The 24771-nt window shown below is 69.5% G+C and carries 27 protein-coding genes and 1 pseudogene; 18 read left to right on the forward strand and 10 right to left on the reverse strand.

The annotated features are described in order from the left end of the window. Positions 1–95: 95 nt before the first annotated feature. The gene (locus AFR_RS12810; protein WP_023360888.1) at positions 96–1016 is read right to left on the reverse strand and encodes an AraC family transcriptional regulator; all 921 of its coding nucleotides are present in this window, start codon (positions 1014–1016) and stop codon (positions 96–98) included. Between the two features lie 85 nt (positions 1017–1101). Between AFR_RS12810 and AFR_RS12815 the strand changes: the two genes are divergently transcribed. Both AFR_RS12815 and AFR_RS12820 read left to right on the forward strand, forming a co-directional pair. Further along, positions 1102–2082 (forward strand): NADP-dependent oxidoreductase, encoded by a 981-nt coding sequence (locus AFR_RS12815; protein WP_238547274.1) that lies wholly within the window; start codon positions 1102–1104, stop codon positions 2080–2082. A 384-nt stretch (positions 2083–2466) separates the two neighbouring features. After that, positions 2467–2655 carry a hypothetical protein gene (locus tag AFR_RS12820; protein WP_023360890.1) on the forward strand — a complete coding sequence of 63 codons (189 nt, stop codon included), beginning with the start codon at positions 2467–2469 and terminating at the stop codon, positions 2653–2655. Here AFR_RS12820 and AFR_RS12825 read toward each other — a convergent pair. Next, positions 2652–2833: pseudogene (locus tag AFR_RS12825) on the reverse strand (IS200/IS605 family transposase); the annotation flags it as partial. The gene AFR_RS12820 and the pseudogene AFR_RS12825 sit on opposite strands and share 4 nt — an antisense overlap. Positions 2834–2879: 46 nt before the next feature. Here AFR_RS12825 and AFR_RS12830 point away from each other — a divergent pair. From AFR_RS12830 to AFR_RS12835, 3 genes are all read left to right on the forward strand, one after another. Further along, on the forward strand, positions 2880–4109 hold the full coding sequence (locus AFR_RS12830) for an RNA-guided endonuclease InsQ/TnpB family protein (RefSeq protein WP_023360892.1): 1230 nt from the start codon (positions 2880–2882) through the stop codon (positions 4107–4109). Positions 4110–4240: 131 nt separating this feature from the next. Next, positions 4241–4387, forward strand: a complete 147-nt coding sequence (locus AFR_RS46735; RefSeq protein WP_158510534.1) for a hypothetical protein — start codon at positions 4241–4243, stop codon at positions 4385–4387. Between the two features lie 147 nt (positions 4388–4534). Continuing rightward, positions 4535–5329: a class I SAM-dependent methyltransferase gene (locus AFR_RS12835; RefSeq protein WP_023360893.1), complete on the forward strand. Its 795-nt coding sequence runs from the start codon at positions 4535–4537 to the stop codon at positions 5327–5329. 71 nt (positions 5330–5400) lie between these two features. Here the strand turns inward: AFR_RS12835 and AFR_RS47415 are convergent, their stop codons facing one another. Both AFR_RS47415 and AFR_RS47420 read right to left on the reverse strand, forming a co-directional pair. Next, a complete protein-coding gene (locus AFR_RS47415; RefSeq protein WP_202963992.1) occupies positions 5401–5901 on the reverse strand; it encodes a CE1 family esterase in 501 nt (166 codons plus the stop codon). Then, the gene (locus tag AFR_RS47420) at positions 5895–6245 is read right to left on the reverse strand and encodes a hypothetical protein (protein ID WP_202963993.1); all 351 of its coding nucleotides are present in this window, start codon (positions 6243–6245) and stop codon (positions 5895–5897) included. The genes AFR_RS47415 and AFR_RS47420 overlap by 7 nt, the downstream gene beginning before the upstream one ends. Positions 6246–6325: 80 nt before the next feature. On the opposite strand from AFR_RS47420, the gene AFR_RS12845 reads away from it, so the two are divergent. After that, the gene (locus AFR_RS12845; protein WP_023360895.1) at positions 6326–6892 is read left to right on the forward strand and encodes a TetR/AcrR family transcriptional regulator; all 567 of its coding nucleotides are present in this window, start codon (positions 6326–6328) and stop codon (positions 6890–6892) included. A gap of 80 nt (positions 6893–6972) precedes the next feature. Here AFR_RS12845 and AFR_RS43570 read toward each other — a convergent pair whose 3' ends face one another. Beyond that, complete coding sequence (locus tag AFR_RS43570) at positions 6973–7716, reverse strand: antibiotic biosynthesis monooxygenase (protein WP_023360896.1); 744 nt, start codon at positions 7714–7716, stop codon at positions 6973–6975. A gap of 78 nt (positions 7717–7794) precedes the next feature. Between AFR_RS43570 and AFR_RS12855 the strand changes: the two genes are divergently transcribed. Continuing rightward, complete coding sequence (locus tag AFR_RS12855) at positions 7795–8424, forward strand: TetR/AcrR family transcriptional regulator (protein WP_023360897.1); 630 nt, start codon at positions 7795–7797, stop codon at positions 8422–8424. Positions 8425–8451: 27 nt separating this feature from the next. Here AFR_RS12855 and AFR_RS12860 read toward each other — a convergent pair whose 3' ends face one another. Both AFR_RS12860 and AFR_RS12865 read right to left on the reverse strand, forming a co-directional pair. Further along, the gene (locus AFR_RS12860; protein ID WP_052359378.1) at positions 8452–9123 is read right to left on the reverse strand and encodes an amidohydrolase family protein; all 672 of its coding nucleotides are present in this window, start codon (positions 9121–9123) and stop codon (positions 8452–8454) included. A gap of 31 nt (positions 9124–9154) precedes the next feature. Then, complete coding sequence (locus AFR_RS12865) at positions 9155–10018, reverse strand: helix-turn-helix transcriptional regulator (RefSeq protein WP_023360899.1); 864 nt, start codon at positions 10016–10018, stop codon at positions 9155–9157. Between the two features lie 131 nt (positions 10019–10149). Between AFR_RS12865 and AFR_RS12870 the strand changes: the two genes are divergently transcribed. The 6 genes from AFR_RS12870 to AFR_RS12895 all read left to right on the forward strand — a co-directional run bounded on the left by AFR_RS12870 (position 10150) and on the right by AFR_RS12895 (position 15278). Continuing rightward, positions 10150–10989: an SDR family oxidoreductase gene (locus tag AFR_RS12870; protein ID WP_023360900.1), complete on the forward strand. Its 840-nt coding sequence runs from the start codon at positions 10150–10152 to the stop codon at positions 10987–10989. 159 nt (positions 10990–11148) lie between these two features. Further along, positions 11149–11682, forward strand: a complete 534-nt coding sequence (locus tag AFR_RS12875) for an RNA polymerase sigma factor (protein ID WP_023360901.1) — start codon at positions 11149–11151, stop codon at positions 11680–11682. Then, the gene (locus tag AFR_RS12880; protein ID WP_023360902.1) at positions 11679–12482 is read left to right on the forward strand and encodes a cupin domain-containing protein; all 804 of its coding nucleotides are present in this window, start codon (positions 11679–11681) and stop codon (positions 12480–12482) included. The genes AFR_RS12875 and AFR_RS12880 overlap by 4 nt, the downstream gene beginning before the upstream one ends. Before the next feature lie 41 nt (positions 12483–12523). Then, the gene (locus AFR_RS12885; RefSeq protein WP_023360903.1) at positions 12524–13321 is read left to right on the forward strand and encodes an ATP-binding cassette domain-containing protein; all 798 of its coding nucleotides are present in this window, start codon (positions 12524–12526) and stop codon (positions 13319–13321) included. Next, positions 13318–14664, forward strand: a complete 1347-nt coding sequence (locus AFR_RS12890; RefSeq protein ID WP_023360904.1) for a hypothetical protein — start codon at positions 13318–13320, stop codon at positions 14662–14664. The genes AFR_RS12885 and AFR_RS12890 overlap by 4 nt, the downstream gene beginning before the upstream one ends. Further along, a complete protein-coding gene (locus AFR_RS12895; RefSeq protein WP_023360905.1) occupies positions 14661–15278 on the forward strand; it encodes a hypothetical protein in 618 nt (205 codons plus the stop codon). The genes AFR_RS12890 and AFR_RS12895 overlap by 4 nt, the downstream gene beginning before the upstream one ends. 8 nt (positions 15279–15286) lie before the next feature. Here the strand turns inward: AFR_RS12895 and AFR_RS12900 are convergent, their stop codons facing one another. Next, the gene (locus AFR_RS12900) at positions 15287–15955 is read right to left on the reverse strand and encodes an SDR family oxidoreductase (protein ID WP_023360906.1); all 669 of its coding nucleotides are present in this window, start codon (positions 15953–15955) and stop codon (positions 15287–15289) included. Between the two features lie 124 nt (positions 15956–16079). Between AFR_RS12900 and AFR_RS12905 the strand changes: the two genes are divergently transcribed. From AFR_RS12905 to AFR_RS12915, 3 genes are all read left to right on the forward strand, one after another. Beyond that, positions 16080–16565: a TetR/AcrR family transcriptional regulator gene (locus AFR_RS12905; RefSeq protein WP_023360907.1), complete on the forward strand. Its 486-nt coding sequence runs from the start codon at positions 16080–16082 to the stop codon at positions 16563–16565. Positions 16566–16722: 157 nt separating this feature from the next. Next, the gene (locus AFR_RS12910; protein WP_023360908.1) at positions 16723–17793 is read left to right on the forward strand and encodes a lysylphosphatidylglycerol synthase transmembrane domain-containing protein; all 1071 of its coding nucleotides are present in this window, start codon (positions 16723–16725) and stop codon (positions 17791–17793) included. A 34-nt stretch (positions 17794–17827) separates the two neighbouring features. After that, on the forward strand, positions 17828–18280 hold the full coding sequence (locus tag AFR_RS12915; protein ID WP_023360909.1) for an SRPBCC family protein: 453 nt from the start codon (positions 17828–17830) through the stop codon (positions 18278–18280). Between the two features lie 40 nt (positions 18281–18320). Here AFR_RS12915 and AFR_RS12920 read toward each other — a convergent pair whose 3' ends face one another. After that, positions 18321–18935 carry a TetR/AcrR family transcriptional regulator gene (locus AFR_RS12920; RefSeq protein WP_023360910.1) on the reverse strand — a complete coding sequence of 205 codons (615 nt, stop codon included), beginning with the start codon at positions 18933–18935 and terminating at the stop codon, positions 18321–18323. Positions 18936–19020: 85 nt separating this feature from the next. Between AFR_RS12920 and AFR_RS12925 the strand changes: the two genes are divergently transcribed. Beyond that, a complete protein-coding gene (locus AFR_RS12925) occupies positions 19021–20514 on the forward strand; it encodes an FAD-dependent oxidoreductase (protein ID WP_023360911.1) in 1494 nt (497 codons plus the stop codon). Positions 20515–20536: 22 nt separating this feature from the next. Here AFR_RS12925 and AFR_RS47785 read toward each other — a convergent pair whose 3' ends face one another. Further along, entirely contained in the window at positions 20537–21946 is a 1410-nt protein-coding gene (locus tag AFR_RS47785) for a glycoside hydrolase family 43 protein (protein ID WP_023360912.1), read from the reverse strand. 297 nt (positions 21947–22243) lie between these two features. On the opposite strand from AFR_RS47785, the gene AFR_RS47290 reads away from it, so the two are divergent. Continuing rightward, on the forward strand, positions 22244–24724 hold the full coding sequence (locus AFR_RS47290; protein WP_148307946.1) for an MGH1-like glycoside hydrolase domain-containing protein: 2481 nt from the start codon (positions 22244–22246) through the stop codon (positions 24722–24724). The last annotated feature ends 47 nt before the right edge of the window (positions 24725–24771 follow it).

A 24771-nucleotide genomic window follows, 5' to 3' on the forward strand; every position in this document is an offset into this window, starting at 1 on the left:
GTCCTGAGTGTGGGGGCGAGGCCACAACTCTGCTGTTCTCAGGTCATTCGCGCCGGCAGAGGCCCGGAGGTGGCCCAGTCATCCCGGACGTAGGCCTACAGGCGGGCTCCGTCACGCCGTGCGGCGCGGTAGCGCCCGGGAGTGGCCCCGTGGGAGCGGGCGAAAGCCCTGCTGAAGGCGGGGACCGATTGATAGCCGACCGCCGCAGCGACGGACTCGACCGGCTCCTGGGTCTTGTTCAGGCGGACCGCGGCCAGATCCATCCGCCACTGGGTCAGGTAGGCCGCGGGGCTCTGGCCGATGGCTGCCGGAAACCGGCGGGACAGGGTTGCCCGGGAGACGTCGAGAGCGGAGGCCAGTGTTGTGGTGGTCCAGGGCCGTGCAGGCTCGGCGTGCAGACGTTCCATCGCGCTGTGCACGAGCGGGTCCTCGAGCACTCCGAGCCAGGTGCCACGATGTCCGGGCCGGGTGGGCAGCCAGGCCCGCATGAGCTGGACGAGCAGGATGTCGACCAGGCTGTTCAGCACCGCCCGGCCGGCCAGCCGGGGCTGACTCAGCTCTCGCCCGAGCATCCGGACGGTGTCGTCAAAACCGGCCTCACCCTGGTCTCCGCGGATGTGCACCACCTGAGGCAGCGCTCCGAGGATCTGGGTGTTCACGCTGTGGTCACAGTCGTACCTGATGGTCAGGATCCGGGTGCGGGTCGGCGGCAGCCCGAGGCGGATGACTTCATTCGACTCGAACGCCAGAGCCGCCACCGCCGCGCCCGATCCCGGCGCGCTGCCGAGCACGTGCGACGGCCCACCGGGCATGAGCACCACGTCTCCGGCCGCCAGCTCCAGCCACGGTGATGACCTGTCCTCGAGCCCGAGCCAAGCAGTGCCGGCAATGACCACGTGCAGGACCGCCGCAGTGCAGCCGACCACCGGGACAGACCAGCTCCCGCCCGCCTCGATCCGCGCGCCGATCGTGCCCCGTACGCCGGAGACCTCCAGCACGTCCGAGAAGAGGTCCATCCAGCCATGCTACGTGAGGCAAACGAGCAAGAATGAGAGCGTTTCAAGCATCGACTGCTCACCGGCTGCTTCATACGGTGGATTCATGACACCTGACACCATGCGGGCGCTCGTCGCGACCGGCTACGGGGATCCCGAACAACTCACGATCGCCGAACTGCCCGTCCCGCGTCCCGGCCCCGGCCAGATCCTGGTGAAGATCGCCGCCTCAACGATCAACCCCACCGACCTGCGCGTCATCACCGGCGGCTTCCGCGACCTGGTCGACCTGCAGTTTCCGTACACCCTCGGCAACGAGTTCGCGGGTACCGTGACCGAAGCCGGACCGGCAGTCACCCGCTTCCAGGCCGGCGATGAGATCTTCGGCCTGGCGCTGCCCCGCCAGCTCCGTGTCGCCGCCGATCCCGTACGACCGTCGCTGAGCACCGGCGCCCTCGCCGACTACGCGGTCTTCGAGGCGGACACACCCGCGCTGGACCACCGCCCGGCCGGCCTCAACGCAGAACGGGCCGCGTCCCTGCTGATCGCGGGCGGCACCACACTGGGCATCATGGCGACGGCGAAGATCCGGCCCGGCGAGTCGGTCCTCGTCATCGGCGCCACCGGCGCGGTCGGCCTGACGCTGATCCCGAACCTGGCCGCCGCCGGCGCCGAGATCACGGCCACGGCCCGTACCACCGAGGGCGCCGACCTGCTGCGCAGCCTCGGCGCCCACCACACGGTCGGATACGACGACTATCCCACCGGCGTCGACGTCGTCCTCAACCTGGCCCTCTTCGCCGACGGCCTGCCGGCGGCGGCACGCAGCCTGCTTCCGGGCGGCCGGCTGATCTCGATCATCTTCCCGGCGCCGGAACTCCGGCAGCTCGAACGCGACGACGTGGAACTGGCCTTCCTGATGCAGGCGGGGGACGAGACGAGCGGCGCCCGGGCCGTCGCCGAAGCCGCGACCGCGGGCCGGCTCTCCACGCCGATCGCCCGCCGTTACCCCCTCGACAACGGCGTCGAAGCAGCGATCGACTACGCCCGTCGGCATCCACTGGGCAAGATCGTCGTAACCGTCTGAGGCGCGAAGTTCGCGTGCACCTGCAACCTGATCCCGGCAAATCTCGTCGAGGGTTCGTGACAAGTCGACGGGAGACGAGATGAGCGACGATTTCCACGCCTATGCGGTGGGACGTGCGCGCCCACGGCAACGGCGGGCGCGGAGGACCGGGAGGTGCTGCGCGCGTGGGAAGTCGCCGCCGCCTGAACCGCCGGTTGGTGACCGGCGGCCTGACCGCGGTGGTGCCGGCGGCCGGCTGCGGCACGTTCCTGGCTCTACTCCGCGGCGATCTGAAAGGACGGGCAGCTGAGCGGGACGGTCACTCTGCCGGCCGCCGACCGGGTCGAGGCGGTCGTCAATGCCAAGGGAGACCTCGCGCTCACCCTCGGCAACCACCGCAAGACCGTGACCCCGTACGCCTACAGCGCCGGCAAACTGACCCGGCTCGAGGGTGGCGGCTCCGTCGCGGACATCGCCGACGACGGCCGGATCGGTGGCACGTCCGGCTACCGGAATGCGGGCCAGTGCTCCGGCCTTCAGGCCGGGGGTGAAGGCCCGCGCTGGGAGGGCCGCCAGGCCCGAGCAGTGCCTTAACCGGGACGGTTCTGCTGCTCGATGTACTGCTTCACGACGCTGAGCGGTGCCCCGCCGACGGAGCCCGCGAAGTACGAGCCCGACCACAGCTTGTTGGCCCGGTAGTAGTGCCGCACCGAGGCCGGGAAACTCCTGCCGCAGCCGCCGCGAGGAGACGCCCCTTGAGGCTGTTGACCAGCCGGGGGCACGGTTCAGCCATAAACCGACATGGCACAGTATGTCTCGTGCAGCTTCGTTACAACTTCCGCGTCTACCCGACGCCCAGCCAGCAGATCGAGCTGGCCAGGGCGTTCGGGTGCGCGCGGGTGGTGTTCAACGACGGGCTGCGCCTGCGTCAGCAGGCCCGCGAGGCGGGCGGGAAGTACGTCTCGGACGGGGAGTTGTCCCGCCGCCTGATCACCGAGGCGAAGCTGACGCCTGAGCGGGCATGGCTGGGCGAGGTGTCGTCCGTGGTCTTGCAGCAGGCCCTGGCGGACCTGAACACCGCGTACCGCAACTTTTTCGCCTCGATTTCGGGCAAGCGCAAGGGGCGGACGCTGGCCCCGCCCCGGTTCCGGTCCCGCAAGGACAACCGGCAGGCCATCCGCTTCACGAAGAACTCCCGGTTCAAGATCCTCGACAACAGCCGGTTGCGCCTGCCGAGGATCGGCGACCTTGCGGTCCGCTGGTCTAGGACGCTGCCGTCGGACCCGTCGAGTGTGGCGATCATCCGGGACGCGGCCGGGCGTTACTTCGCCTCGTTCGTCGTGCAGAGCACCGACGAGGCGTTACCGCCGGTCGAATCCGAGGTCGGTATCGATCTGGGACTGACCCACTTCGCGGTGCTCTCGGACGGCACGAAGGTGACCGCACCGAAGTTCCTACGCCGCGCCGCGCGCAAGCTCAAGCGGTTGCAGCAGGCCCTGTCCCGCAAGCAGCGGGGCAGTCAGAACCGGAAGAAGGCCGTCGTGAAGGTCGCCAGGGCGCACGCCAGGGTGGCCGACACCCGGCGGGACTGGCAGCACCAACTGTCCACGACGATCATCCGCGAGAACCAAGCGGTGTACGTCGAGGATCTGTGCGTCGTCGGTCTCGGCCGGACCCGGCTGGCGAAGTCTGTGCACGACGCGGGCTGGGCCGGTTTCACCGGCATGTTGGAGTACAAGGCCGCCCGGTACGGGCGGACCTTCGGCCGGGTGGACCGGTTCTTCCCGTCCACCCGGATGTGCTCCGATTGCGGACGCATCAACGACAAGATTGCCCTGAACGTGCGATCGTGGGACTGCCCGTGCGGCAGTTACCACGACCGGGACGTCAACGCCGCGAAGAACATCAAGGCCGCCGGGCAGGCGGACTTCAACGACCGTAGAGCGCAGGTAAGACCGGGACTCGTCCCGGCACCGCGCGGCGAAGCGGTAACCCACCCGGACGCCGCGTATTCCACACGCAGCGTGGAGGGAATCTCCGTCCCTTAGGGCGGAGAGGATGTCAAGACATCGCGACCGCGAAGCTCACGACGCTGGCGAAGCAGGCAAGTTTCCTGCAGGGCATCGGCGGCAAGGGCACCGTCGTCGGCGCGCCCGACGACAGCGTTCCCTTGTGGGCGGTGGTCGACGGCACCGCCCACGAGCTCACCACCCTGAACGGCATCGCGTCCTACTCGATCGTGCGCGTCGCGGACGATGGCCGGACGGTGTTCGGCAACTCCTGGAAGGACAACAAAGCCCAGCCCACCAGGTGGACCTGCGGCTGACCCGTTCTCGCCCGAGCGACACCAACGGGGGATGGCCCTGGCCGACAGCGCCGGGACCATCCCTCATGCTTGCTGAGCAGATGCCGCGCGTGCCCTGGCCCGATTCAACAGCCCGGCCCGCGCGACTTGGAGGGATGACCCGCGACCATGACCGACACCAACCGAGAGACACTGCGCACTACGTTCGGCCAGGACGCCGAACTCTACGACCGATGCCGTCCGACCTACCCGACCAAGCTTTTCACCGACCTCGCCGACCTGGCAGATCTCGATTCCCGCTCCCGGGTGCTGGAGATCGGATGCGGAACCGGCCAGGCGACCCTGCCCCTGGCACAGCTAGGATGCGATGTCGTCGCGATGGACCTCAGCCCCGACATGATCGCCAGAACCCGGCGCAACCTCGCGCAGTTCCCGAATGTCACCGTCGTCGCGGCGGCCTTCGAGGACTGGCAGCCCTCGAACGGAACCTTCGACGCGATCGTCTCCGCGACCGCGTTCCACTGGCTCGACCCCGACGTTCGCATGATCAAAGCCGCTGACCTCCTGCGGCCTGGCGGATCTCTCGGCATCGTCTCGACTCACCACATCGCCGGCGGGACGAACGCCTTCTTCGCCGACGCACAACGATGCTACGAACGCTTCGATCCCACAACGCCGCCCGACATGCGTTTGACGACCGACGACGAAACCTCGGAGGAGGCGGCAGAGTTCGATCGATCGGTACGATTCGGGCCAGTCCAATTCCGGCGCTACGAGTGGCAGCAGACCTACACGGCGCCCGAGTATGTGAACCTGCTCATGACCTACTCCGGCAATCGAGCCATGGCACCACAGGCGCGCAGCGGCCTGTTCGCGTGCATCTCCCACCTGATCGACGACGTGTACAACGGAGCAATCACCAAGCAGTACCGGACCCGGCTCGCCATCGCCCACAAAACCTGACCGTTTACGAGTGCGATTCGGCCCGTGGAACCGGCAGGTCCGCTTCGCTGGATCCGGCCGCGGCCCGCGGCTCATCGATCGAAGGCGAAGAACTCCGCGATCGCCTCTGTGGTGTGCACGTCCGCGCCGGTCCGGCCCATCAACCTCGGGGAGGGCTTCGCCCCGGGAATGGTGTGCCCTCCGCCGTGCACGGTGTAGAGGGTGACCGGCGCGTGTGCGTCCTGGCGGTAGTCGGTCCGGCTCACCGACGTCGTGTCCGGCTGTCCGGCCCGGCGGGGCAGCTCGACGGTGACCGGCGCAGCGGTGATGCCGTTACGGGCGGCGAAATGGGCGGCAGTGTCCATTGCGGACAATGTCGTGCCGCCGGCCTTGAAGATGAACCGTGCCCAAGCGGCCATCTGCCCGCCGCCGTACGGCACGATCCGGTCCTTCGTGCCGTGGAAGAGGAGCACCGGCTTCGGCACCACCGGCAGGCCGGGCAGCACGAAGTTGTCCGGCGACGGCTGCTGAGCCGCGATGACGGCGCCACCGTCGAGCAGGTCGGGGCGCTCGTGCAGGAGCCGGATCACCATGCCACCGCCGTTGGAGTACCCCACCGCGAACGTCGGACGACCGTCCCCGAGCTGTTTGACGGCTGTCTCGGTGAACGCGACATCGTCGATGTTCTGCTTCCGGGCCGGGAAACTGTTGGCCTTGCGGGAGTCGTTCCAGTTTCCCTGAAAACCGTCGAGGTACGCGACGGCGGTGCCGCCCAGTGGTCGAACGCGTTGCTGGTGAAGGAGCGGAACGCGCCGGAGTTCTGCTTCGAGCCGTGGAACACGAGCAGCAGGCGGTCGTAGCCGCCGTCCGGTGGTGTGGACAGGGTGTAGGTGCGGGTCCGGCCCGCCACGTCGATCTTGCCCTCGGTGATGGTCATGTCCGGCCCCTAGCCTAGCGGATGAGTTATCCGTTTGACGGTAGCATCAAATGGATGACGTATCCGGTTACCCTGGCCACATGACGACCTCCCGGATCCGAAAGGACGCTGCCCGTAACTGGCAGCACATCGTCGACACGGCCCGGCGGTTCGTGGACGAGGGCGAAGACCTGCGGCTCAACGATGTCGCCCGCGCCGCTTCGATCGGTGTGGCGACCGTCTACCGCCACTTCCCGACCTCGGAAGCCCTGCTCGAGACGCTCGCCCGTCCCCGACTGGAAGGCCTGGTCGCCTTCGCCGACCGAGCCGCCACGGGCGACGACGCGTGGGAGGGTTTTGCCGGTTTTCTGCTCGCCGGCGTCGAGGCCCAGGTCACCGATGCCTCCCTGCCACCTGTCCTCGCCACCGACAAGCACGCGCTGCCGGAGACGACAGAACTGGTCACCCGCCTGTTCTCAGCGACCGGCCAGCTGCTCGACCATGCCCGGGCGGCAGGTGCAGTCCGCTCCGGGGTCACCCACGAGGACATCGTCCGCCTGATGTGCGGCGTCGCCTTTGCGGCCGGCGTTCACGCGCTGCCCGACGAGCGCGCTGCCCTGACCCGCCGCTACCTGAACATCACCCTGACCGGCATCCGTGTGCACTGAGGTGGACCGGCCGGCCGGGCAAGGCGGGTCAAGGGGCAGCGCACCCGGCGACATCGTCGAGGTACGTCCGCCGGGTGTGCTCAGCCGAGCAGTTCCTCGCCGGCGGTGGCGTTCTTCCCGATCACGCCGATCACGTCGAAGTAGTCGTTCTCGAAGGTGGCGAGGCCCTGCCAATATTTCTCGCCGGTCGTGAAGCCGGGCTGCTCGTGCAGGACGTGGAAGTGCTCGAAGGTGGACCACGTCCCAAAGTTGATCACTCGTTGCCGGTCGTGGCTGCGGTGAAAGTTGATCGTGCGCAGTCCGGGGGTGACCAGCGAGGCCGGCGCGGTGGCCTCGACCTTCTCGAGCAGGGCGTCGGCCTGATCGTCGAGCACGGTGAACAGGCCGAAATGCACCACCGGCGTGTGGAGCGGCGAGACGGCCGTCAAGGCCTCGTTGCCGTCGCGCCACATCAGGTCGTAGGTCCGCCGGTCCAGGGTGCGGGCCGGGATGCCGAGAGCGTCGATCGAGTCCAGCACTCGTAGTGCGGGCTGCGCGTCGTCACCCGTGTCGGGCTCGAACTGGCTGTAGACGGTGATGCGGTTGTGGTCGCGGCTGGCGAGGACGACCGAACCGAGAAATCCCTCTTTCCGGCTCCAGCCGCGCACGGTGCCCATCACGGCCGGCAGTGCGAGCGACTGTTCCCGTGTGCGGACCGGAGTGCGGTTCGGCGGCTGGGGGATGGCGACCGGCTCTTGCCCGGAGTTCTCGCCCAGCTCCAATCGTTCGATGAGGGCCACGACGTTCGAGTCGGCGCTGGTCCGCAGGGTGAGGTTGATGCTCATGACAATCTCCGCTCCTATTACGGGACCCGTTGGTCTCGTAACTCTTACGGTACCCCCAAGTCCCGTAATATGCCCCGGGTGACCGATGACTTTTTGCACTCGCCCGCGGTCGGACGGCCGCGGGATCCCGTGCTCGAACAGGCGATCCTGGACGCCACCGTCGAGGTGGTCGTAGGAAGCGGCTTCTCGGCGGCCAAGGTCGACGAGATCGCCCGGCGGGCACGGACGGGCAAGGCCGCGATCTACCGCAGGTGGCCGACCAAGACGGCGCTGGTGATCGCGGCCGCGCAAAGACTGCAGGGCGACGTCGCGGTTCCTGATGAAGGATCGCTGCGCGAGGACCTGCTCGCCTGTGTCCGGCACTACGTGTCGCCGGACGCGAGGACGGCGCTGATTCTGGCGAATGTGCTGGCCGAAGCGCAGCAGGACCCGGAGCTGCGCGAAGCGACGATCACGTCGATCGGGCAGCCGCCGATGGAAGCGTTGCGGACGGTTGTCGAGCGGTGGATCGGTCGCGGTGAGGTCGATCCGTCGGTTCCCGTCGATCTGGTCGTCTCGGTCGCACCGTCAGTGGCGTTCCATCGTGTGGTGGTCCTGCATCAAGCGCTGGACGACACCACTGCCGTCGCGTTGGTCGACGGCGTGTTGCTGCCGGCCCTGGGCGTCCCGCGGATCAGTGGCAGCGGCCGGACGGGACCGGTGTCCTGAACGAAGATGATCATGCCCGGCGGCGTGTCAGGCCAGCTGGAACAGGCCCTCGGCGTTGCCGGAGGCGATGGCGGTGCACGTCGCGGGGTCGGCGATGGCGTCGAAGAACTCCTTGACCGCCGCGGCGTCCGGCTGGTGGAAGGGGTGGTCGGTCGAGAAGAGCACCTGGTTCGCGCCGGTGAAGTCCAGGGTATGCCGCAGCAGCCGTTGCTGCAGCATGCCGCTGCTGGTGATGTGGATGTTGGTCCGGAGGCAGTCGGAGACCCGGCGGTCGAGGTGCTTGGCCACGCCGGAGATGCTGTCCACCCGGTCCATCCAGAACAGCAGCATCTCGCCCCAGTGGCCGAGCACCAGCTGAAGGTCGGGGTGGCGGTCGAACGTGCCGCGCAGGATCAGCCGCAGGACCGACAGGCCGGCTTCCATGTGCCAGCCCCACCCGAACGTGGCCAGGGCCAGGTCGATCACCGGGTCCAGGCCGCGGTAGGCGGCATCGTGCAGCTCGTTCGACGGGATCTGCGGGTGGATGAAGATGGGTCGGCGCCAGCGGGCCGCCGTGGCGAACAGGTCGTCGTAGGCGGGATCGTCCAGCGGTCGGGTCCCGCCCGGCCGTGCACCATCGCACCGACGTGACCCAGCCGGGAGCGCACCGTTCGAGCTCCGCGGCTGCGGCCTGCGGGTCACCACCGGGGTGGATCCCACGCCGGCCGCCTGACTCCGGCGTGCCGGCCGGTCAGTCGGCCGCTGAAGCGCCCGTGACGGCCTCCAGGTTCTGGCTTCCGATGACGCGGAGCAGTTCCAGCTGCCCGACGGCGTCGGTACCCGGGCGGGCGGTGAAAACGAGCAGGCGCTGGTCCTGGCGCGCGGTGGTGAGCACTTCGCAGTCGACGTCGATGGTGCCCACGGCCGGATGGACGATGCGTTTGCGGTCACTGCGGCGTACGGCCACCTCGTGGCGGTCCCACAGCGCGGAGAATTCATCGCTGGCGGCTCGCAGGGCACGGACCAGCTTGTCGGCCAGCGCGTCACGAGGGCGCAGGGCGACGGCGGCACGCAGGTCGGCCACCTGCACCTGGCTCTGGTGCTCGTGGTCCTCGGGTGGGTAGAGGGCCCTGATGCCGGGGTCGGTGAACCAGCGATAGATGAAGCTGCGCGAAAGGCCGGTGCCGGCGGTCTGCTCCCCGAGCAGGGCGACCGCCATCTGGTTCTGCACCAGGACCGCGCCGAGGTCGGAGACGATCTGCGCCGGCAGTGTGGTGAACGCGTCGAGCAGGCGCAGCAGGCCTGGGCTGACATGGTCGTCGGCGCCGAAGGCCGGTGGCGCAGGGTGTCCGGCGAGATGGAACAGGTGGTCGCGTTCGTCGCGGTTGAGCCGCAGTGCCCGGGCCAGCGCGGTGAGCATCTGCGGTGACGGCTGTGGGCTGCGGGCCTGTTCGAGCCGGATGTAGTAGTCCGGCGACATGCCGGCGAGCTGGGCGACCTCGTGCCGGCGCAGCCCGGGCGTCCGCCGGCGGGCACCGGCCGGCATGCCGACGTCGGCCGGCTGCAGCAATTCGCGGCGGCGGCGCAGGAAGTCGGCGAGATCCCTCTGGTCCATGGTTCCCATCATCGGCCGATGCCGCGACCGGAGGGAGGGACCGCCGATACCAGTGTCAGCAGGTCTCTCCCGGCCGGGCGGCCGGCGCGGCACCTTGGTGAGCACAGATCCGATCGAGCAAGGGACCACTCATGAAAATTCTCGTCACCGGCGCCACCGGCACTGTCGGTGGTCTCGTCGCCCGTCAGCTCTCCGGCAGCGGCCACGAGATCGTCGCCCTGGTCCGTGACCCCGCCCGGGCCGACCTGCCGGCCGGCGTCACTCTCCTGCAGGGCGACCTGACCGATCCGGACGCAGTGCGGCGGGCCCTGGACGGGGTCGACCGTGCCTTCCTCAACATGGCCGACGACAACGGTGCCGTCTTCGCCGAGGTCGCCGCGGCCGCCGGCGTCGGGCACGTGGTGCTGCTGTCGTCGTTCACCGCGGTCACCGACCTGCCCTCGGGTGCGAACAACATCATCACTGCTCGGCACCAGGCCGGTGAGCAGGCCCTGACCGCGGCAGGGGTGCCGTCGACCTTCCTGCGGGCGGCCGGTTTCGACTACAACATCCTGATGTGGGCGGCCGGCGCCACCGACGGCGTTGTCCGTGCCCCGAACACCGAGGTGAAGCTGCCGGTGGTCGACCCGGCCGACATCGCCGCCGCAGCCGTTGCGGTACTGACCGCCACCGACCCGCGGACCGGTGCGTTCTCCATCACCGGTCCGGACAGTCTGTCGGTCCGCGACCAGGTCAGCGTGGTCAACGAGACGCTCGGCCGGTCGTACACCGTTCAGGAGATCAGCCCGGCCGAGGCGGCCGCTGCCGCGTTCCCCGCCGGTACGCCGGACTTCGTCACCACCTCGGTCCTGGAGACCATGGGCCCCGGTGCTGCGGTCCTCACCCCCGCGGACGGGGTGCAGAGTCTCACCGGCAATCCGCCGCGGCCGTTCGCGGCCTGGGTGGCCGACCACGCACAGGCGTTCGTTTAAGCACAGAGCTGCCGCGGGCGGCACGAGGGCACCTGCCTTCGTGCCGCCCGCGGCGTTTCTGTCGTCTGTGACCCAGGTCACTGCCTGCGATGATCCGTCGCCGGCCGCGCCGACGATCTACACGACGTGAGGGCAAGAGAAAACGACGACGGACGGCTGATGCGCCGCATCGCCAAGGGAGACACGGATGCCTTCGAACAGCTGTATCGGCGCACCTCTCCGTGGCTGGCGATGCGCCTGCGCCTGCGGTGCTCCGACGACGGGCTGGTAGCCGAGACCCTCCAGGACACCTACCTCACGGTCTGGCGGGCGGCCGGGTCATTCGTGGACTTCTCGTCGCGGGCGAGCGGCGACACACCGGGCGGCGCCACGGCCGGTTGGCTGTGGACGATCGCCTCGCGCCGTCTGGTGGACGCGCTGCGCCGGCAGGGACGGCGACGTGAGACGCCGGCCGAGGTGATGCCCACCATCAGCGTGCCGGCGGCCGAGGACGACGCGCTCGCCGGGACGGTCGGCGACGAGCTCGGCGTGGCCCTGGCCGAACTCGCACCGGAACTGCGGGCGGTGCTGCGGGCCATGGTTCTCGACGGTTTCACCGTCCGGGAGACGTCGGTCCTGCTGGGGGTGCCGGAAGGCACGGTGAAGAGCCGGGCGCGCCGTGCCCGCACCTTGATGAGGGAGGCGCTGTCATGAGCGTGCACGTCCCGGCCGAGACGCTGGCGGACTACGCCGGCGGAAGGCTGTCCGTCGACGACGCGCGGACCTGGCCGGCGGAGGTGCACCTGGAAGCGTGCGCCGAGTGCCGCCAGGAGCTCGCCCGGCTTGCGCCCCCGCCGGTACGCAGCATGCTCGACGACGCCTTCACCGGCGTCCTGACGCAAGCCACCACCGGCCCGCGCCCGGTGCGGCGCCGCAGATTGCGGCGACTGTCCCGGCGGTGGGGGACCTGGTCCATGATGTCGTGGGCCGTCATGACGGCGACCGCCATCGCGGCAGCCTTCCTGCTGGACCGGGCGTTCCCGCTGGGCCCCTCGGTCGTCCTGCTGCTCTCCCCGGTGACCCCGCTGGCCGGGCTGGCGGTGGCCTGGTCGCGCCATGGCGACCCGGCCTGGGAGACCATCGCCGGTACGGCCCGGGCCGGTGCGGATCTGCTGCTGAGGCGCACGGTCGCAGTCCTCGCGTTCGTGCTGCCCCTGCTCGCCGTGGCCGGCTGGCGCCTCGGCACCCAGCCCGCGCTGTGGCTGCTGCCGAGCCTCGCCTTCACGTCGGCCACCCTGCTGCTGGGCGGTCTCATCGGAGTGAGCCGGGCCGCTGCCGTCCTGGGTGGCGCCTGGGTGCTGGCGATCGCTTTCCCGGCCCTGGTGGCCGTACGCCTGCCCGCGCTCATGAGCCCCGACAGTGTGCCCGGCTGGATCGTGGCTGCGGTCGTCCTCACAGGACTGGTGGTGCTGCGGGCCGGTGAGGACCACCGCCGCCTCAAGAGCTGGAACTGACCCTCTTCCGCGCTTCGCGCGAGAACCCCAAGGAGATCACGATGGTACGTACGGTCAGGGCGCACGAGCTTGCGCCGACAACCGAAGCCTGGGGCGTCGAGGCCGCCGGCCTGCGGGTCAAGGCCGGACGGCACAACGCCGTCAACGGGCTCGACCTCACCCTGGGCACCGGCGTGCACGGCCTGCTCGGACCCAACGGCGCCGGCAAGACCACCCTCATCCGGGCGCTGGCCACGGTCATCAAGCCCAAGGAAGGCCGGCTGCGACTGCTCGGCTTCGACGCCACGGACCGCCGTTCACTGCGCGACCTGCGCAGCCGCCTGGGCTACCTGCCCCAGAGCTTCGGCTTCTATCCGGGCTTCACCGTCCGCGACTACGTCGAGTACATGGCCTGGCTCCGCGAGATGCCTTCCGCGTCGATCGCCGACGCGACCCAGCGCGCCATCGACCGGGTGGGGCTGACCGACCGCGCCGGTTCGCGGCTCAAGTCGCTGTCCGGCGGCATGCTGCGCCGGGCCGGCATCGCGCAGGCCATCGTCAACGAACCGGACCTGTTGCTGCTCGACGAGCCGACGGTGGGCCTCGACCCGGAGCAGCGCATCGAGTTCCGCGACCTGCTGCGGGTCCTCGGCGCCGACTCCTGCGTGCTCGTCTCCACCCACCTGGTCGAGGACGTGGTCGCCGCGTGCAGCGATGTGGTGCTCCTCGACGCCGGCCGGCTCGTCTTCCAGGGGCTGCCCGCCGACCTGAGCCGCCTCGGTGAGCACGACGGCGCCGGCGACAGCCCGGCCGAGCGCGGCTACTCCGTCCTCCTGCGCAACCACCGGAGCGTTTCGTGATCACCGTCATCGGCACCGAGCTGCGCCGCTCGAACGCCCGCTTCCTCGCCGTCGTGCTTGCCCTGGCGTTCCTGCTCCTGTTCGTCCTGAAGCCGGATCTGACGTCGCACTGGCTGGGTTACACCGATTACCAGTCGTCCACCCTGTTCCTGCTGGTGCCGCTGGCACTGGCCGGCGGGGCGATGCTCGGGCGCCGGGAAGGACGTGCCGGGGTCAGCGAACTCATGACCAGCACGGGACGACCCCCGTGGCAGAAGGCCGTGCCGTCAGCGGCCGCGCTCGCTGTCGCCGTCACGGTCGTGTACCTGTTGTTCCTCGCGTTCGGCGCTGCCCGGATCGGCGCGTCGGGCGGTTTCCTCAGCCTCGGCGGTGCTGTCCCGGTGCTGGTGGACACCACGATTCTGATCGGGGCCGTGTGGATCGGCCTCGCTGCCGGGCGTATCTGGCCGTCGCCGGTGCTCCCTCCGATGCTCGCCGTACTGACCCTGGTGGCCCAGCTCGCGATCGACTTCATCGCCGGCGGCCCCGACAGCCGGCTGAACAGCCTCCAGCTGTCGGGTCAGCCGCCCGGCGCCGACTGGGAGAGTGTCAATGCCCAGGCCGTTCTCGGGCACCTCGTGCTCGGCCTCGGGCTCGCTCTCGCCGGGCTGCTCATGGTGGCCGGCGCCACCCGGCTGGTGCGCACCGCGGGCCTGGCCGTGCTGCTCGCCGCCGTGGTGCTCACCACCCTCGTCAGCCCGACCGGCACGACCGGGCGCTTCCAGGTGGACGCGGCAGCGCAGGAACTGGTCTGCGCGGAGGGCACACCACAGGTCTGCGTGAGCGCCGCGCACCAGGACGAACTCGCTGAGGTGACCCCGCCGGCGCGCCGGGCGCTCACCCTGCTGGCCAAGCTTCCGGGCGCGCCGACCCGCGCCGTGGAGTGGCGCGCCGATGCCCTCGACCGGGGTGACTCCACCCAGTTCTGGGGTACGACGCCGAAGATCGAGCCCGGCACGGTGCTGTTCAGCTTCCGGGGTTACAGCGGTGCGAGCTCGCCCGACGGGGTGACAGCGAACCTGCTGTACGGCGCGGGTACCTGGACGAACGGCTGTAAGCCCGGCGACGATGTCGCGCTGGGTGCGGTCGGGGCGTGGCTGCTGGGTACCGACTCGCTGCCGCTGGGAAACAGCGGCATCCTCACCACCGGCGAGGTCGAGCAACGGATCAGGGCGACGGTGACGGCCCTGCGGCAGTTACCCGAGCAGGAGCAGGTCCGTCGGGTGACCGCCGTCCGCGACGCGGCGAACGCCTGCCGCAGCGACGATGTGCTGGCCATCCTCACCGAGGGGCGGACTCCGTGATCGTCGGTTGGCTGCCGCTGTATTTGCGGTCGCGGTACGCCGCCACCGCCGTGATCGCCTCACTCGCCGCGGCCGCCGTCGTTCTGGCCCTGTGGGTGATCTGGAGCGACGATGCGCAGGTCCGTCCCGATCTCGCCACGCTCACGGTGCTGGCCGTTCTGGCACCGTGGATCCGGACCCTGGCGGGCCACGACGCCGATCTGGAGAAGACCGCGGCGATGCCGTGGCCGCCACGGCGGGTGCTGCATCTGCTGTCGGTCGGCGTTGTCGTCGCCGGTGTCCTGCTCAGCGCTGAGGTCGTGGGCATCCACTTCGGAGCGATGGGGCAGATCCTGCGCAACAGTGCCGGCCTGGCCGGCCTGATCGGACTCTGCGCCGCCCTGTTCGGCACCGGCCTCGCCCCGATCCCGACGACCATCTGGGTGGCCGTCCAGGCGTTCGCCGGTGCCACCGGCGGTCCGGTCTGGCGGCAATCACTGTTCTGGATGATGCAGCCGGCCGGCAACAAACCCGCGGCGGTCACGGCCGCGGTGCTCTTCCTGGCCGGTGCCATCGCGTACGCGCTGCGCGTCGGTCCGCCCCGGCCGCCGAGCGAGGCAACCATGGAGCAGTGACGAACCCTTCAGGAGAGGGAGGCCTTGATGCTGCGGGTGAAATCGTCGACCAGGATCTCGTTCTCGCCCTTCGCCAGGCCGTCGAGGGCGGTCCGGGCCACGTCGCCGGGGCTGAGTTTCGGGATGCCTTCCAGGTGGGCCACCATCTCGGTGTCGAGGAATCCGACGTGGACGGCGCTGACCGCGATGCCACGAGGTGCCAGCTCCTCACGGGTGGCGTTGCTCAGCGCCCAGCTCGCGGCCTTGGCGGCGGCATAGGGCCCGAAGTCGACCGGGTGGAACCAGGAGACCACCGACAGGATGTTGAGGAACGCGCCGCCTCCGTTGGCCTCGATGACCGGGGTGAAAGAGCGGATGACCGCGAGCGGGCCGAAGTAGTTGACTTCCATCTCGCGGTGGATGAGGTCGGTGTCTCCGTCGAGGAAGCGTTCGCGGGTGTAGATGCCGGCGTTGTTCACCACGAGGGTGGCGTCGTTCGCCACCTCGGCGGCGCGTTGTACCGAGGCCGCGTCGGTGACGTCGAGCTGGACCGGCACGGCGCCCGGAAGGTCGAGCGCTGCGGGGTCGCGGACGCCCGCGTACACCTTGGCTCCGCGGCCCAGTAGTTGAGTGGCGATTTCCCGGCCGAGACCGCGGTTGGCGCCGGTGACGAAGGCCGTGGCGTTGATGAGTTCCATGCCATTAAATTATGGCTGGCATCTAATCCCGGCAAGGTGATAGATGTCATGCGTCTTCTATCGGGCTATTCTCGGTCGCGTGGGACGTGTATCGAAGGCGCAAGCCGAGAAAAACAGGGAACGCGTGGTCGACGTCGCCGCGCACCTGTTCCGTGGGCGCGGCATTGCCGGCGTCAGTGTGGCCGACGTGATGGCCGAGGCGGGCCTCACTCCTGGGGGCTTCTACAAACAGTTCGCCTCCAAGGACGCGCTGATCGCCGAGGCGGTCCGTGCCGCCTTCGCCGAGCAGGAGCCGACGCTCGCCGTGCCGGGTGACGAAGCGAGCCGGCGGGCCTTCGTGGACCGGTACCTGTCGGAGGAGCATCGGGATCATCCCGACCAGGGTTGCCCTTGTGCGGGATTCGGCGGTGACCTCGCTCGCGGGCCGCATGAGGCGCGGCAGGCGTTCACCGAGGGCGTCGAGGCGGACGCGCGGCACCTGGCCCGCGACGACGAGGACGGCTTGGCGGATCTCTGCACCCTGGTCGGCGCGATCATCCTGGCCCGTGCGACCGGCGGCACCGACCTGTCCGGCCGCATTCTGGCAGCCGCCCGCAGCGCGCTGCAGTAGATAGAACGTTCGGTCTTGACAACTCCCGATCAAGGCGTCATCGTTGTGAACGGCAGAGGCCGGACGAGGCGCAACGGGGGACACCATGACGCAGACCCTTCAGCGAGGCGAAGCAGCCGCTGTGGGCAGTCGTCGGTGCAGGCTCCGCCGAGCCGGCGTGGCTGCGGTACTGATCCTGCTGGTGGTGGAGCTCGTGGCCGGATGGCCGGCGCTGACCGACGCGCTGCACCAGGTACGGACGCCGCACCTTGGCTGGCTGGCCCTGGTGGTCCTGGCGGAGCTGGCCGCGATGAGCGCCTACGCCCACATGCAACGACGGCTGCTGCGCTCGGCCGGCGTCCGGACCTCGTACCGGGACAACGCCCGGCTGGTGTATGCCGCGCACTCGCTCAACGAGACGCTGCCGGGCGGACCGGCGTTCTCCACGCAGTTCAACTTCCGGCACCTGCGGCGTCTCGGTGCCGGCCCGGCGGTCGCCTCCTGGGTGATCGCACTGTCCGGAATCCTGTCCACCGCCGCTCTCGCGGTGATCACCACCGGGGGAGCGCTGGCCGCCGGCGGCGCCACCGACTGGCCGCGCCTTGCCGGTCTGCTGGCGGCCGCCGGGCTGATCGCCGTCGGCGTACGGCAGCTCACCGCGCATCCCCGGGCGGCTGAAGCGCTGATCCGCCGTCCGCTGGCCGCGGTGAACCGGCTGCGCCGGCGCCCGCAGGACGCAGGACGCGAACGCATCACCGGTTACCTGAGCCAGCTGCGTGCCGCCCGGCTGAGTCCGGCGGACGGGATCGTCGTAGCCGGGTCGGCCGTGCTCAACTGGGTGCTCGACGCCGCCGCCCTGTGGTTGTGCTTCTACGCCGTGGGCGGGCGTCCGCCTTCGGCCACGGTCGTCCTGCTCGCCTTCGGCGCGGCGATGGCCGCCGGATCCGTCACCATCGTCCCGGGCGGTCTCGGCATCGTCGACGGCGCTTTGGTGCTCGGTCTGGCCATGGCCGGTCTGGCGCTGCCCACGGTGGTCGCGGCCGTGGTGCTCTACCGCATCGTCAGCTTCGGTTTCATCATCGGTCTCGGCTGGGTCTCCTGGTTCCGGCTGCGGCTGTGCCCCGACCAGCCGGTCGCCGCGTCGTCGCCGAGGCCGTCAACGGCGCGTAGCGGCCCGCGGACCAGCATCAGCCGTCTGGCCGTCTGCCCCCAGCGCGCGGCGCTGCCGACGTACGTCGGAACCGCCTGAGCCAAAGCCACCACACCACAAGGAGAAGTGCGCCATGCCGACCATTCATCTGACTCGGACGATCCGGGTCACGCCGGAGCAGTTCGTCGCAGCGGTCACCGACTTCGGGCCGGGACGGTCGAAGATCTTCGGCAACACCTCGGACGAGGTCCTCGAGGTGCACGGGCTCGGGGAGACCACGGCGGACGTCACCGAGGGCACCAAGGCCGGTTGGGAGCGGTTGCACTACGACTGGTTGAACCCGCACCGGGTCACCATGACGACAGTCGACTCCAACCTGTGGGGCGGCTCCTCGGGGCACACCTACGAGCTCGTGCCGCAGGGCGACGGAACCACGCGACTGGACGTGACCATCGTCCGGGAGGGCAAGAACGTCGCGGGACGCCTGGCCGGCCTGCTGGTCGGCAGCATCGCCAAAGGCGCCCTCGGCAAAGCGGTGAGCAACACCGTCACGGCTATCGAGCAGCGGTACGGCGTCCGGAGCTAGGGGTTGCCAGTTATCCGCTCCTTTCCGGATAGGCAAGTAGTCAGCGCCCTCGATGGAGGTGTACGAGGGGCAGGAAGAGGTCGTCGACTATCGCTCCGATGCGGGCGGCGCTCGGTGCTTCGAGATTCATGAGCAGGTCGTGGCGTACCAGGTCGAAGGGAAGGTCGAGGACCGCGGCCGGGGTGCGCTGCAGGGAGATCTCGCCGCGGTCGTGGGCGCGCTGATAGAGGGGCCGCACCGGCGGCAGTTGGTGGTGGCCCATGAGCTGGTCGCGGACCTGCGCCGGGGTGAGGCCGGTGCCGGCCAGCAGCCCGGAGAACGCGGCGGCCGCGGCAATGGCGAAGAAGCCCGCCAGGGCTTCCCCGACCGCGGTCAGCTGGGCCAGCAGATCACCGCGCAGGGTGCCGGTGTCCGGATCCGCCACCGGGTGGGTGTCGCGATGGTGCTCGAGAGCGGCCAGCACGAGTTGGTCCTTGTTGGGCCAGCGGCGGTAGAGCACGGCCTCGCTCGTGCGGGCGCGGACGGCGACCGACTCCATCGTCAGGCGGGCGTACCCGGCCTCGACCAGCTCGTCCCAACCGGCGGTGACCAGGGCCGCTTCGAGCTCTTGGCCGTGCCGGCGACGACGTCCGGATCCAGCACCTTCAGTGACCATCGTCCCACCGTAGGAAGCTTTTCCTTCCTTGGCAACCGGCCTTAGAGTCGTTAGATAGAGATTCCTTCCTTAGTCTGGAGTCGTCATGACGACCGACACCGTTCTGATCGTGGGCGCAGGTCCCACCGGCCTCACGCTGGCCTGCGAGCTCGCCCGCCGCGGGATCCCGTTCCGCCTCATCGAGGCCGCCAAAGATCCGCAGCCGGGCTCCCGCGGTAAAGGGGTCCAGCCACGCACCCTCGAGGTGTTCGACGATCTCGGCATCGTCGACCGCGTCCTGGCCCACGGCCGGATGGCGATGCCGATCCGGTCGACCGGCCCCGACGGCCGGGTGACGCTCAGCGGTGCCGAGCCGGCCGGCAAGAACCCCGGGATCCCGTACCCGGCCAGCCTGATCACGCCGGAGTGGCGCGTGAAGGAAGCGCTGCGCCTGCGGCTGGCCGAGCTCGGCGGTGCCGTCGAGTTCGGCACTGCGCTCGCCGGCTTCGAGCAGTCGGACGAAGGCGTGTCGGCGAAGGTGGTCAGCGGCGGCGTGACCGCGACGATCACCGCGCACTGGCTGGTCGGCTGCGACGGCGGGCACAGCGTCGTCCGCAAGCTCGCTGGTGTCGCCTTCGTGGGGGAGACCCGCGAGGACGTACGGATGATCGTCGCCGATGTCGAGGTCGACGGCCTGGATTGTGATGCCTGGTACGTGTGGCGGCACGAGGAGGGCCTCGTCAACCTCTGCCCGATGCCTTCGACCTCGGTGTTCCAGTACCAGGCCGGTGTGGCGCCGGGCGAGCGGCCCGAGCTCGACGTGGCCACCATGCAGGCGATCCTGGAACGCCGCACCGGCCGCAGCGACATCCGCCTGCACGAACCCCGGTGGTCGTCGCTGTGGCGCGCCAACATCCGTCTTGCCGACCGGTACCGCGAAGGCCGGGTGTTCCTCGCCGGGGACGCCGCGCACATTCACTCGCCCGCCGGCGGCCAGGGGATGAACACCGGCATCCAGGACGCGTACAACCTGGGCTGGAAGCTCGCGGCGGTCGCCGGCGGCACCGCCTCGCCGGCGCTGCTGGACAGCTACGAGGCCGAACGGCGACCGGTCGCCGTGGGGGTGCTCGCACTGTCGAACGCGCGCCTCGAGCAGGCGATCAGGGAGAAGACCGTTCCGACGCGCCGCGACGCCGACACGACTCAGCTCGGCATCAGCTACCGCGGCTCCTCCCTGGCCCGCGACGACCGCGCCGCAACGGCCCCGCTGCGCGCCGGCGACCGCGCTCCCGATGCGGTTCTGACCACGGTGCAAGGCGAACGACGGTTGTTCGACCTGACCCGCGGCACGCACTTCACCTTGCTGAGCTTCGGAAGTACCCCGGCGATCGGCGCCACACCGAACGACGTACGGGTCCTGGGTGTCGGCCCACGTCCGGCCGGTCCGGACGACATCGCCGACACCGATGGGGGTCTTGCCGCTGCCTATGGCGCAACCGGAAACACCCTGGTGCTGATCCGTCCCGACGGCTACATCGCGATGATCTCCGACAGCGGCAACGGTGCGGCATTACGGCGTCATCTCTCCGCGATGAGCTGAAGCGTGGTCGAACCCATGAGGGTCACTGCTTGCGGAACACCTGCGCCGGACTGCCGTTGCAGTCCCAGATCTGCAGCCGGGTGCCGTTGGCGGTGGCCCCGCTCGGCGAGTCGAGGCACCGGCCGGACTGCGGGTTCAGCATGGAACCGTTCGCCTGCTGGACCCACTGCTGACCACCGGCGCCGTTGCAGTCCCACAGCTGGAGCCGGGTGCCCGCCGCGGTGATGTTCCCGGCGACGTCGAGACAGCGGCCGAGCGTGCGCAATGACGTTCCGTTCCAGGTCCACAGCTGGTCGGCCGCGGCGCCGAGGCAGTCCCACAGCTGTACGGGGGACAGGTTCGCGCCGGTGTCGTCACCGGCGACGTCGACGCACTTGCCGCCAGGACCGGCGATCCGGGTGCCGGCGGCCGGTGCGGACGGGCCGGGATCACCGGACGGGGTGGCCTGCGCGGTGCCCAGCGCGATCGGCCGGCCGAGGTCCGGGCTGCCGTCGGTGTTCCAGCCGATCTTCTGCAAGCGGGTGGTGCGGCCGTCGTAGGTGAACGCCGACGTCGTCTTGGCGTGATAGGCCATCCAGTCCTCGGTGCCGTCCGGGGACCGGAAGAAGTTGTTGCTGCCCGGGGCGAACACGCCGGCCGCATCGTTGCGCTGGTACACGGCACCGCTGCGCTGGCGCCAGTTGGTCGCCACCAGCGGGTCGGCACCGTCGGCGATGCTGGTCATCCACAGCTGGTAGTCCGGGGTGCCGGTGTCGCAGGTGGAGTAGACGAGCCAGGTCCGTCCGTTGCGGTTGAGCGTCGCCGGCGCCTCGCGGATGGTGGGGCAGCCGCCGGCCAGGGGTAGATGCGTACGCGCACCGCTGAGCGAGTACGGGTTGGCCATGCGGGCGATGAACATCTCGTTGTGCTGGTTGCCCAGCGCACCCGCGTAGGCGTAGTAGAGCGCGCCGTTGTGTGTGAAGGGCAGCCCGTCGATGGCCCACGAGTCGGCGGCCGGGTCGAAGATGCGCGCCTTGAAGGCGTACGGGCCGGCCGGGGTTGCTCCCTGCGAGACGAGCCCGGTCGACTCGAGGACGTAGTTACGGTGGTTGTTGTCCACGCCGTCGCTGGCGGTGTAGTAGAGGTACCAGCGGTCGTTGAGGTTGAGCAGCGAGGGCGCCCACACCTGTTTGTTGCGCGAGGTGTTCCCATCGGCCCACACCAGCTGCGGGGTGGCCGCACTGAGGCCGGCGACCGTCGCCGCGCTGCGGATGAGCAGCCGCGTCTCGCTCGTGTCGTTCTCGACGGTGTAGTACCGGCCACGATGGAAGACCACGAACGGGTCCGGCCGCGGGCTGACGGGATTCACGAACGTCCCGGCGGCGCGGGCGGGCTGCGGAGCGTCGGCCACGACCAGGGCCAGGCCGGCGAGCAGCACTGCCACCACGGCCATGACCGATCGCCGGACCGGTATGGGAAAAGTCAGCATCGGGCAACGCCCTCCGGCTCGCGGTGAAGGCTTGTTACGGTCCAGTTAACTAACATTGATGGACATAGGTCAATACTCCTGAACACCTGGATGTCGGCTCAGGTGCAACATTTTCGAACGCAGTTCCCCAGACATTGACATAGTTGAGTCGGGAGAGCTTGGATCACAGCATCCCCGTCCGGAGGAGTTGCCGCCGTGTCCCTGCGCGTTCCCCTCACCGTTGCTCTGCGTCGCCTGCTGGGCGCCGCCACCGTCACATTCATGACTGCCGCCTGCGTCGCCGTCACCGCGGCCCCGGCAGCAGCCGTCGATCCCCGCGAACCGCTGCCGGCGGTCGGCCCCGGCACGGCCTTCCTGAACAAGGACGCCTTCGTCGGCGGGTTCAACGACCCCGCGTGGTACCGCGCGAACATCCCGTTCCTGGAGGTCCCCGACCGGCAGATCCAGGACGTCTACTACTACCGGTGGAAGACCTGGAAGGAACATCTGGTCTACACCGGACCGGAGTTCGGCTGGATCTCCAGCGAGTTCCTCAACCCCGTGTCCTACGGCGCTCCCTACGGCGGCATCTCCGCTGCCGCCGGCCACCACATCAACGAAGGCCGTTGGGTACGCGACAACCGGTACGTCGACGACTACATCAACTATTGGCTGACCGGGCCGGGAGCCGGTCCCAAGCCGGCTGAGGAGTCGGTCAACCCGAACACCACCGACTGGGGCCACGAGTACAGCTTCTGGGCGGCGAGCGCGGTCTGGAACCGTTACCTGATCAACGGCGACCGTGCCTTCGCCGCCGCGCAGCAGCCCGCGCTGACCCGGTTCTACGACCGGTGGAACGTGCAGTACAACGCCGCGCTCGGGTTGTACTGGCAGGTGCCGGTGTGGGACGCCAGCGAGTTGTCGGCAGCGTCCTACCAGTCGCCCGATCCCTACCACGGCGGTGCCGGCTACCGGCCGAGCATCAACGCCTACCAGTACGGCGACGCCAGAGCGATCGCCGACATCGCCGGGCTCAACGGCGACACCGCGACGGCCGGCACCTACAACGCCCGGGCCGCAGCTTTGAAAACGAACATGGACGCACGGCTGTGGGACCCGCAGCGCAATTTCTACTACCACGTGATGCGCGACGGGAACCCCGGTCTCGGCAAGCTGGACACGCGCGAGCACATCGGGTTCGTACCCTGGATGTTCGACATGCCGGACGCCTCCCGCTCGGCGGCCTGGGCGCAGGTGGTCGACCCGCAGGGCTTCTCCTCCGCGTACGGTCCGACCACGGCCGAGCGGCGCAGTCCCCAGTTCATGCGCGACGCGCTCAGCGGCTGCTGCCGGTGGAACGGACCGTCCTGGCCGTATGCGACCTCACAGGTGCTCACCGGCCTGGCCAATCTGCTGCAGGACTACCCGGCCCAGCCCTACGTGACAAACGCGAACTACGTCGACCTGCTCCACAAGTACGCCGCCACGCAGTACCGCAACGGCGTGCCGTACGTGGCCGAGGCGCACCACCCGGACGAGAACCGGTGGATCTACGACGGTAACGGCCACAGCGAGGACTACAACCACTCGACGTTCGTCGACAACGTCATCTCGGGGCTGATCGGCCTCGACGGGCGGGCCGACAACGCGGTCACCGTCAAGCCCCTGGCCCCGGCGAGCTGGGACTACTTCCTGGTGGAGAACGCGCCGTACCACGGCCACAACCTCACCGTGCTGTGGGACCGCACCGGTTCCCGGTACGGGCGGGGTACGGGCCTGAAGGTCTTCGTCGACGGCAACCAGGTCGCCGCGCAGGCCGGTCTCACGCCCTTGACCGTCGATGTGGGCACCCCGGTTGTCACGCCGCTGACGGACGGCCGTGTCAACATCGCCGCCAACACCCAGCGGCACGGCGGCGGGGCGACCCAGCCGTTCGCCTCGTACACCTTCTCCGTGGACAACGCCTGGCGGGTTGTCGACGGGAACATCTTCGAGAACAACGTCCCGCAGAACACCCGCTGGACCTCGTACAGCTCGCCGAACGCCGCTGACCATGTCGGCGTCAACTTCGGGCGGCCGGTCACCGTCGACGACGTCCGGCTGTACTTCTACGACGACGGCGGGGGAGTGCGGGTCCCGACGAGCTACGACCTGCAGTACCTCAACGGTGCGGCGTGGACCAGCGTGCCCGGTCAGACCCGGACGGCCACCACGGCCAACGGACTCACCCGGATCACGTTCCCGCCGTTGGCCACGAGCCAGTTGCGGGTGCTCGCACCCAACCGCGGTGGCGGGGTGGGCTGGGGCGTCAGCGAGTTCCAGGTGTGGAGCCGGCCGACCTTCAAGATCTTCAATCGGAACAGCGCAAAACTGCTGGCCGTGAACGCGGCCTCCACCGCCAACAGCGCACCGGTCCAGCAGTACAGCGACACGGGTACCTTGGATCACCGCTGGGAGTTGGTCAGCAACCGCGACGGCTGGTTCCGGATCAAGAACCTGAACAGCGGCAAGGTCCTCGGCGTGGCCGGCATGTCCACCGCGGACAGTGCGCAGATCGTCCAGTACGACGACAACGGCACCGCCGATCACCTGTGGCTACCGGTCGACGTGGGCGGCGGCAACTACAAGCTGGTCAACCGCAACAGCAACAAACTGCTGGCGGTCGAAGCGGCGTCCACAGCGGACAGTGCGAACGTCCAGCAGTACCGGGACAGTGGCACCAACGACCAGCAGTGGCAGCTGAGGCCCAGCGTCGGCAGGTGAACGACCGCGACGCCGCCGCCCGGAACCCGGTGCGGCGGCGTCGATCA

Origin of the sequence: Amorphoplanes friuliensis DSM 7358, from assembly GCF_000494755.1 — a bacterium.
Classification (GTDB): domain Bacteria; phylum Actinomycetota; class Actinomycetes; order Mycobacteriales; family Micromonosporaceae; genus Actinoplanes; species Actinoplanes friuliensis.

Excerpts from the sequence above, each read along its gene's own strand:
- AFR_RS12810 (WP_023360888.1), bottom strand. The coding sequence starts at position 1,016 with ATGGACCTCTTCTCGGACGTGCTGGAGGTCTCCGGCGTACGGGGCACG.
- AFR_RS12815 (WP_238547274.1), top strand. The coding sequence starts at position 1,102 with ATGACACCTGACACCATGCGGGCGCTCGTCGCGACCGGCTACGGGGAT.
- AFR_RS12835 (WP_023360893.1), top strand. The coding sequence starts at position 4,535 with ATGACCGACACCAACCGAGAGACACTGCGCACTACGTTCGGCCAGGAC.
- AFR_RS47415 (WP_202963992.1), bottom strand. The coding sequence starts at position 5,901 with ATGGTGATCCGGCTCCTGCACGAGCGCCCCGACCTGCTCGACGGTGGC.
- AFR_RS47420 (WP_202963993.1), bottom strand. The coding sequence starts at position 6,245 with ATGACCATCACCGAGGGCAAGATCGACGTGGCGGGCCGGACCCGCACC.
- AFR_RS12845 (WP_023360895.1), top strand. The coding sequence starts at position 6,326 with ATGACGACCTCCCGGATCCGAAAGGACGCTGCCCGTAACTGGCAGCAC.
- AFR_RS43570 (WP_023360896.1), bottom strand. The coding sequence starts at position 7,716 with ATGAGCATCAACCTCACCCTGCGGACCAGCGCCGACTCGAACGTCGTG.
- AFR_RS12865 (WP_023360899.1), bottom strand. The coding sequence starts at position 10,018 with ATGGACCAGAGGGATCTCGCCGACTTCCTGCGCCGCCGCCGCGAATTG.
- AFR_RS12870 (WP_023360900.1), top strand. The coding sequence starts at position 10,150 with ATGAAAATTCTCGTCACCGGCGCCACCGGCACTGTCGGTGGTCTCGTC.
- AFR_RS12875 (WP_023360901.1), top strand. The coding sequence starts at position 11,149 with ATGCGCCGCATCGCCAAGGGAGACACGGATGCCTTCGAACAGCTGTAT.
- AFR_RS12880 (WP_023360902.1), top strand. The coding sequence starts at position 11,679 with ATGAGCGTGCACGTCCCGGCCGAGACGCTGGCGGACTACGCCGGCGGA.
- AFR_RS12885 (WP_023360903.1), top strand. The coding sequence starts at position 12,524 with ATGGTACGTACGGTCAGGGCGCACGAGCTTGCGCCGACAACCGAAGCC.
- AFR_RS12900 (WP_023360906.1), bottom strand. The coding sequence starts at position 15,955 with ATGGAACTCATCAACGCCACGGCCTTCGTCACCGGCGCCAACCGCGGT.
- AFR_RS12915 (WP_023360909.1), top strand. The coding sequence starts at position 17,828 with ATGCCGACCATTCATCTGACTCGGACGATCCGGGTCACGCCGGAGCAG.
- AFR_RS12920 (WP_023360910.1), bottom strand. The coding sequence starts at position 18,935 with ATGGTCACTGAAGGTGCTGGATCCGGACGTCGTCGCCGGCACGGCCAA.
- AFR_RS12925 (WP_023360911.1), top strand. The coding sequence starts at position 19,021 with ATGACGACCGACACCGTTCTGATCGTGGGCGCAGGTCCCACCGGCCTC.
- AFR_RS47785 (WP_023360912.1), bottom strand. The coding sequence starts at position 21,946 with ATGGCCGTGGTGGCAGTGCTGCTCGCCGGCCTGGCCCTGGTCGTGGCC.
- AFR_RS47290 (WP_148307946.1), top strand. The coding sequence starts at position 22,244 with ATGACTGCCGCCTGCGTCGCCGTCACCGCGGCCCCGGCAGCAGCCGTC.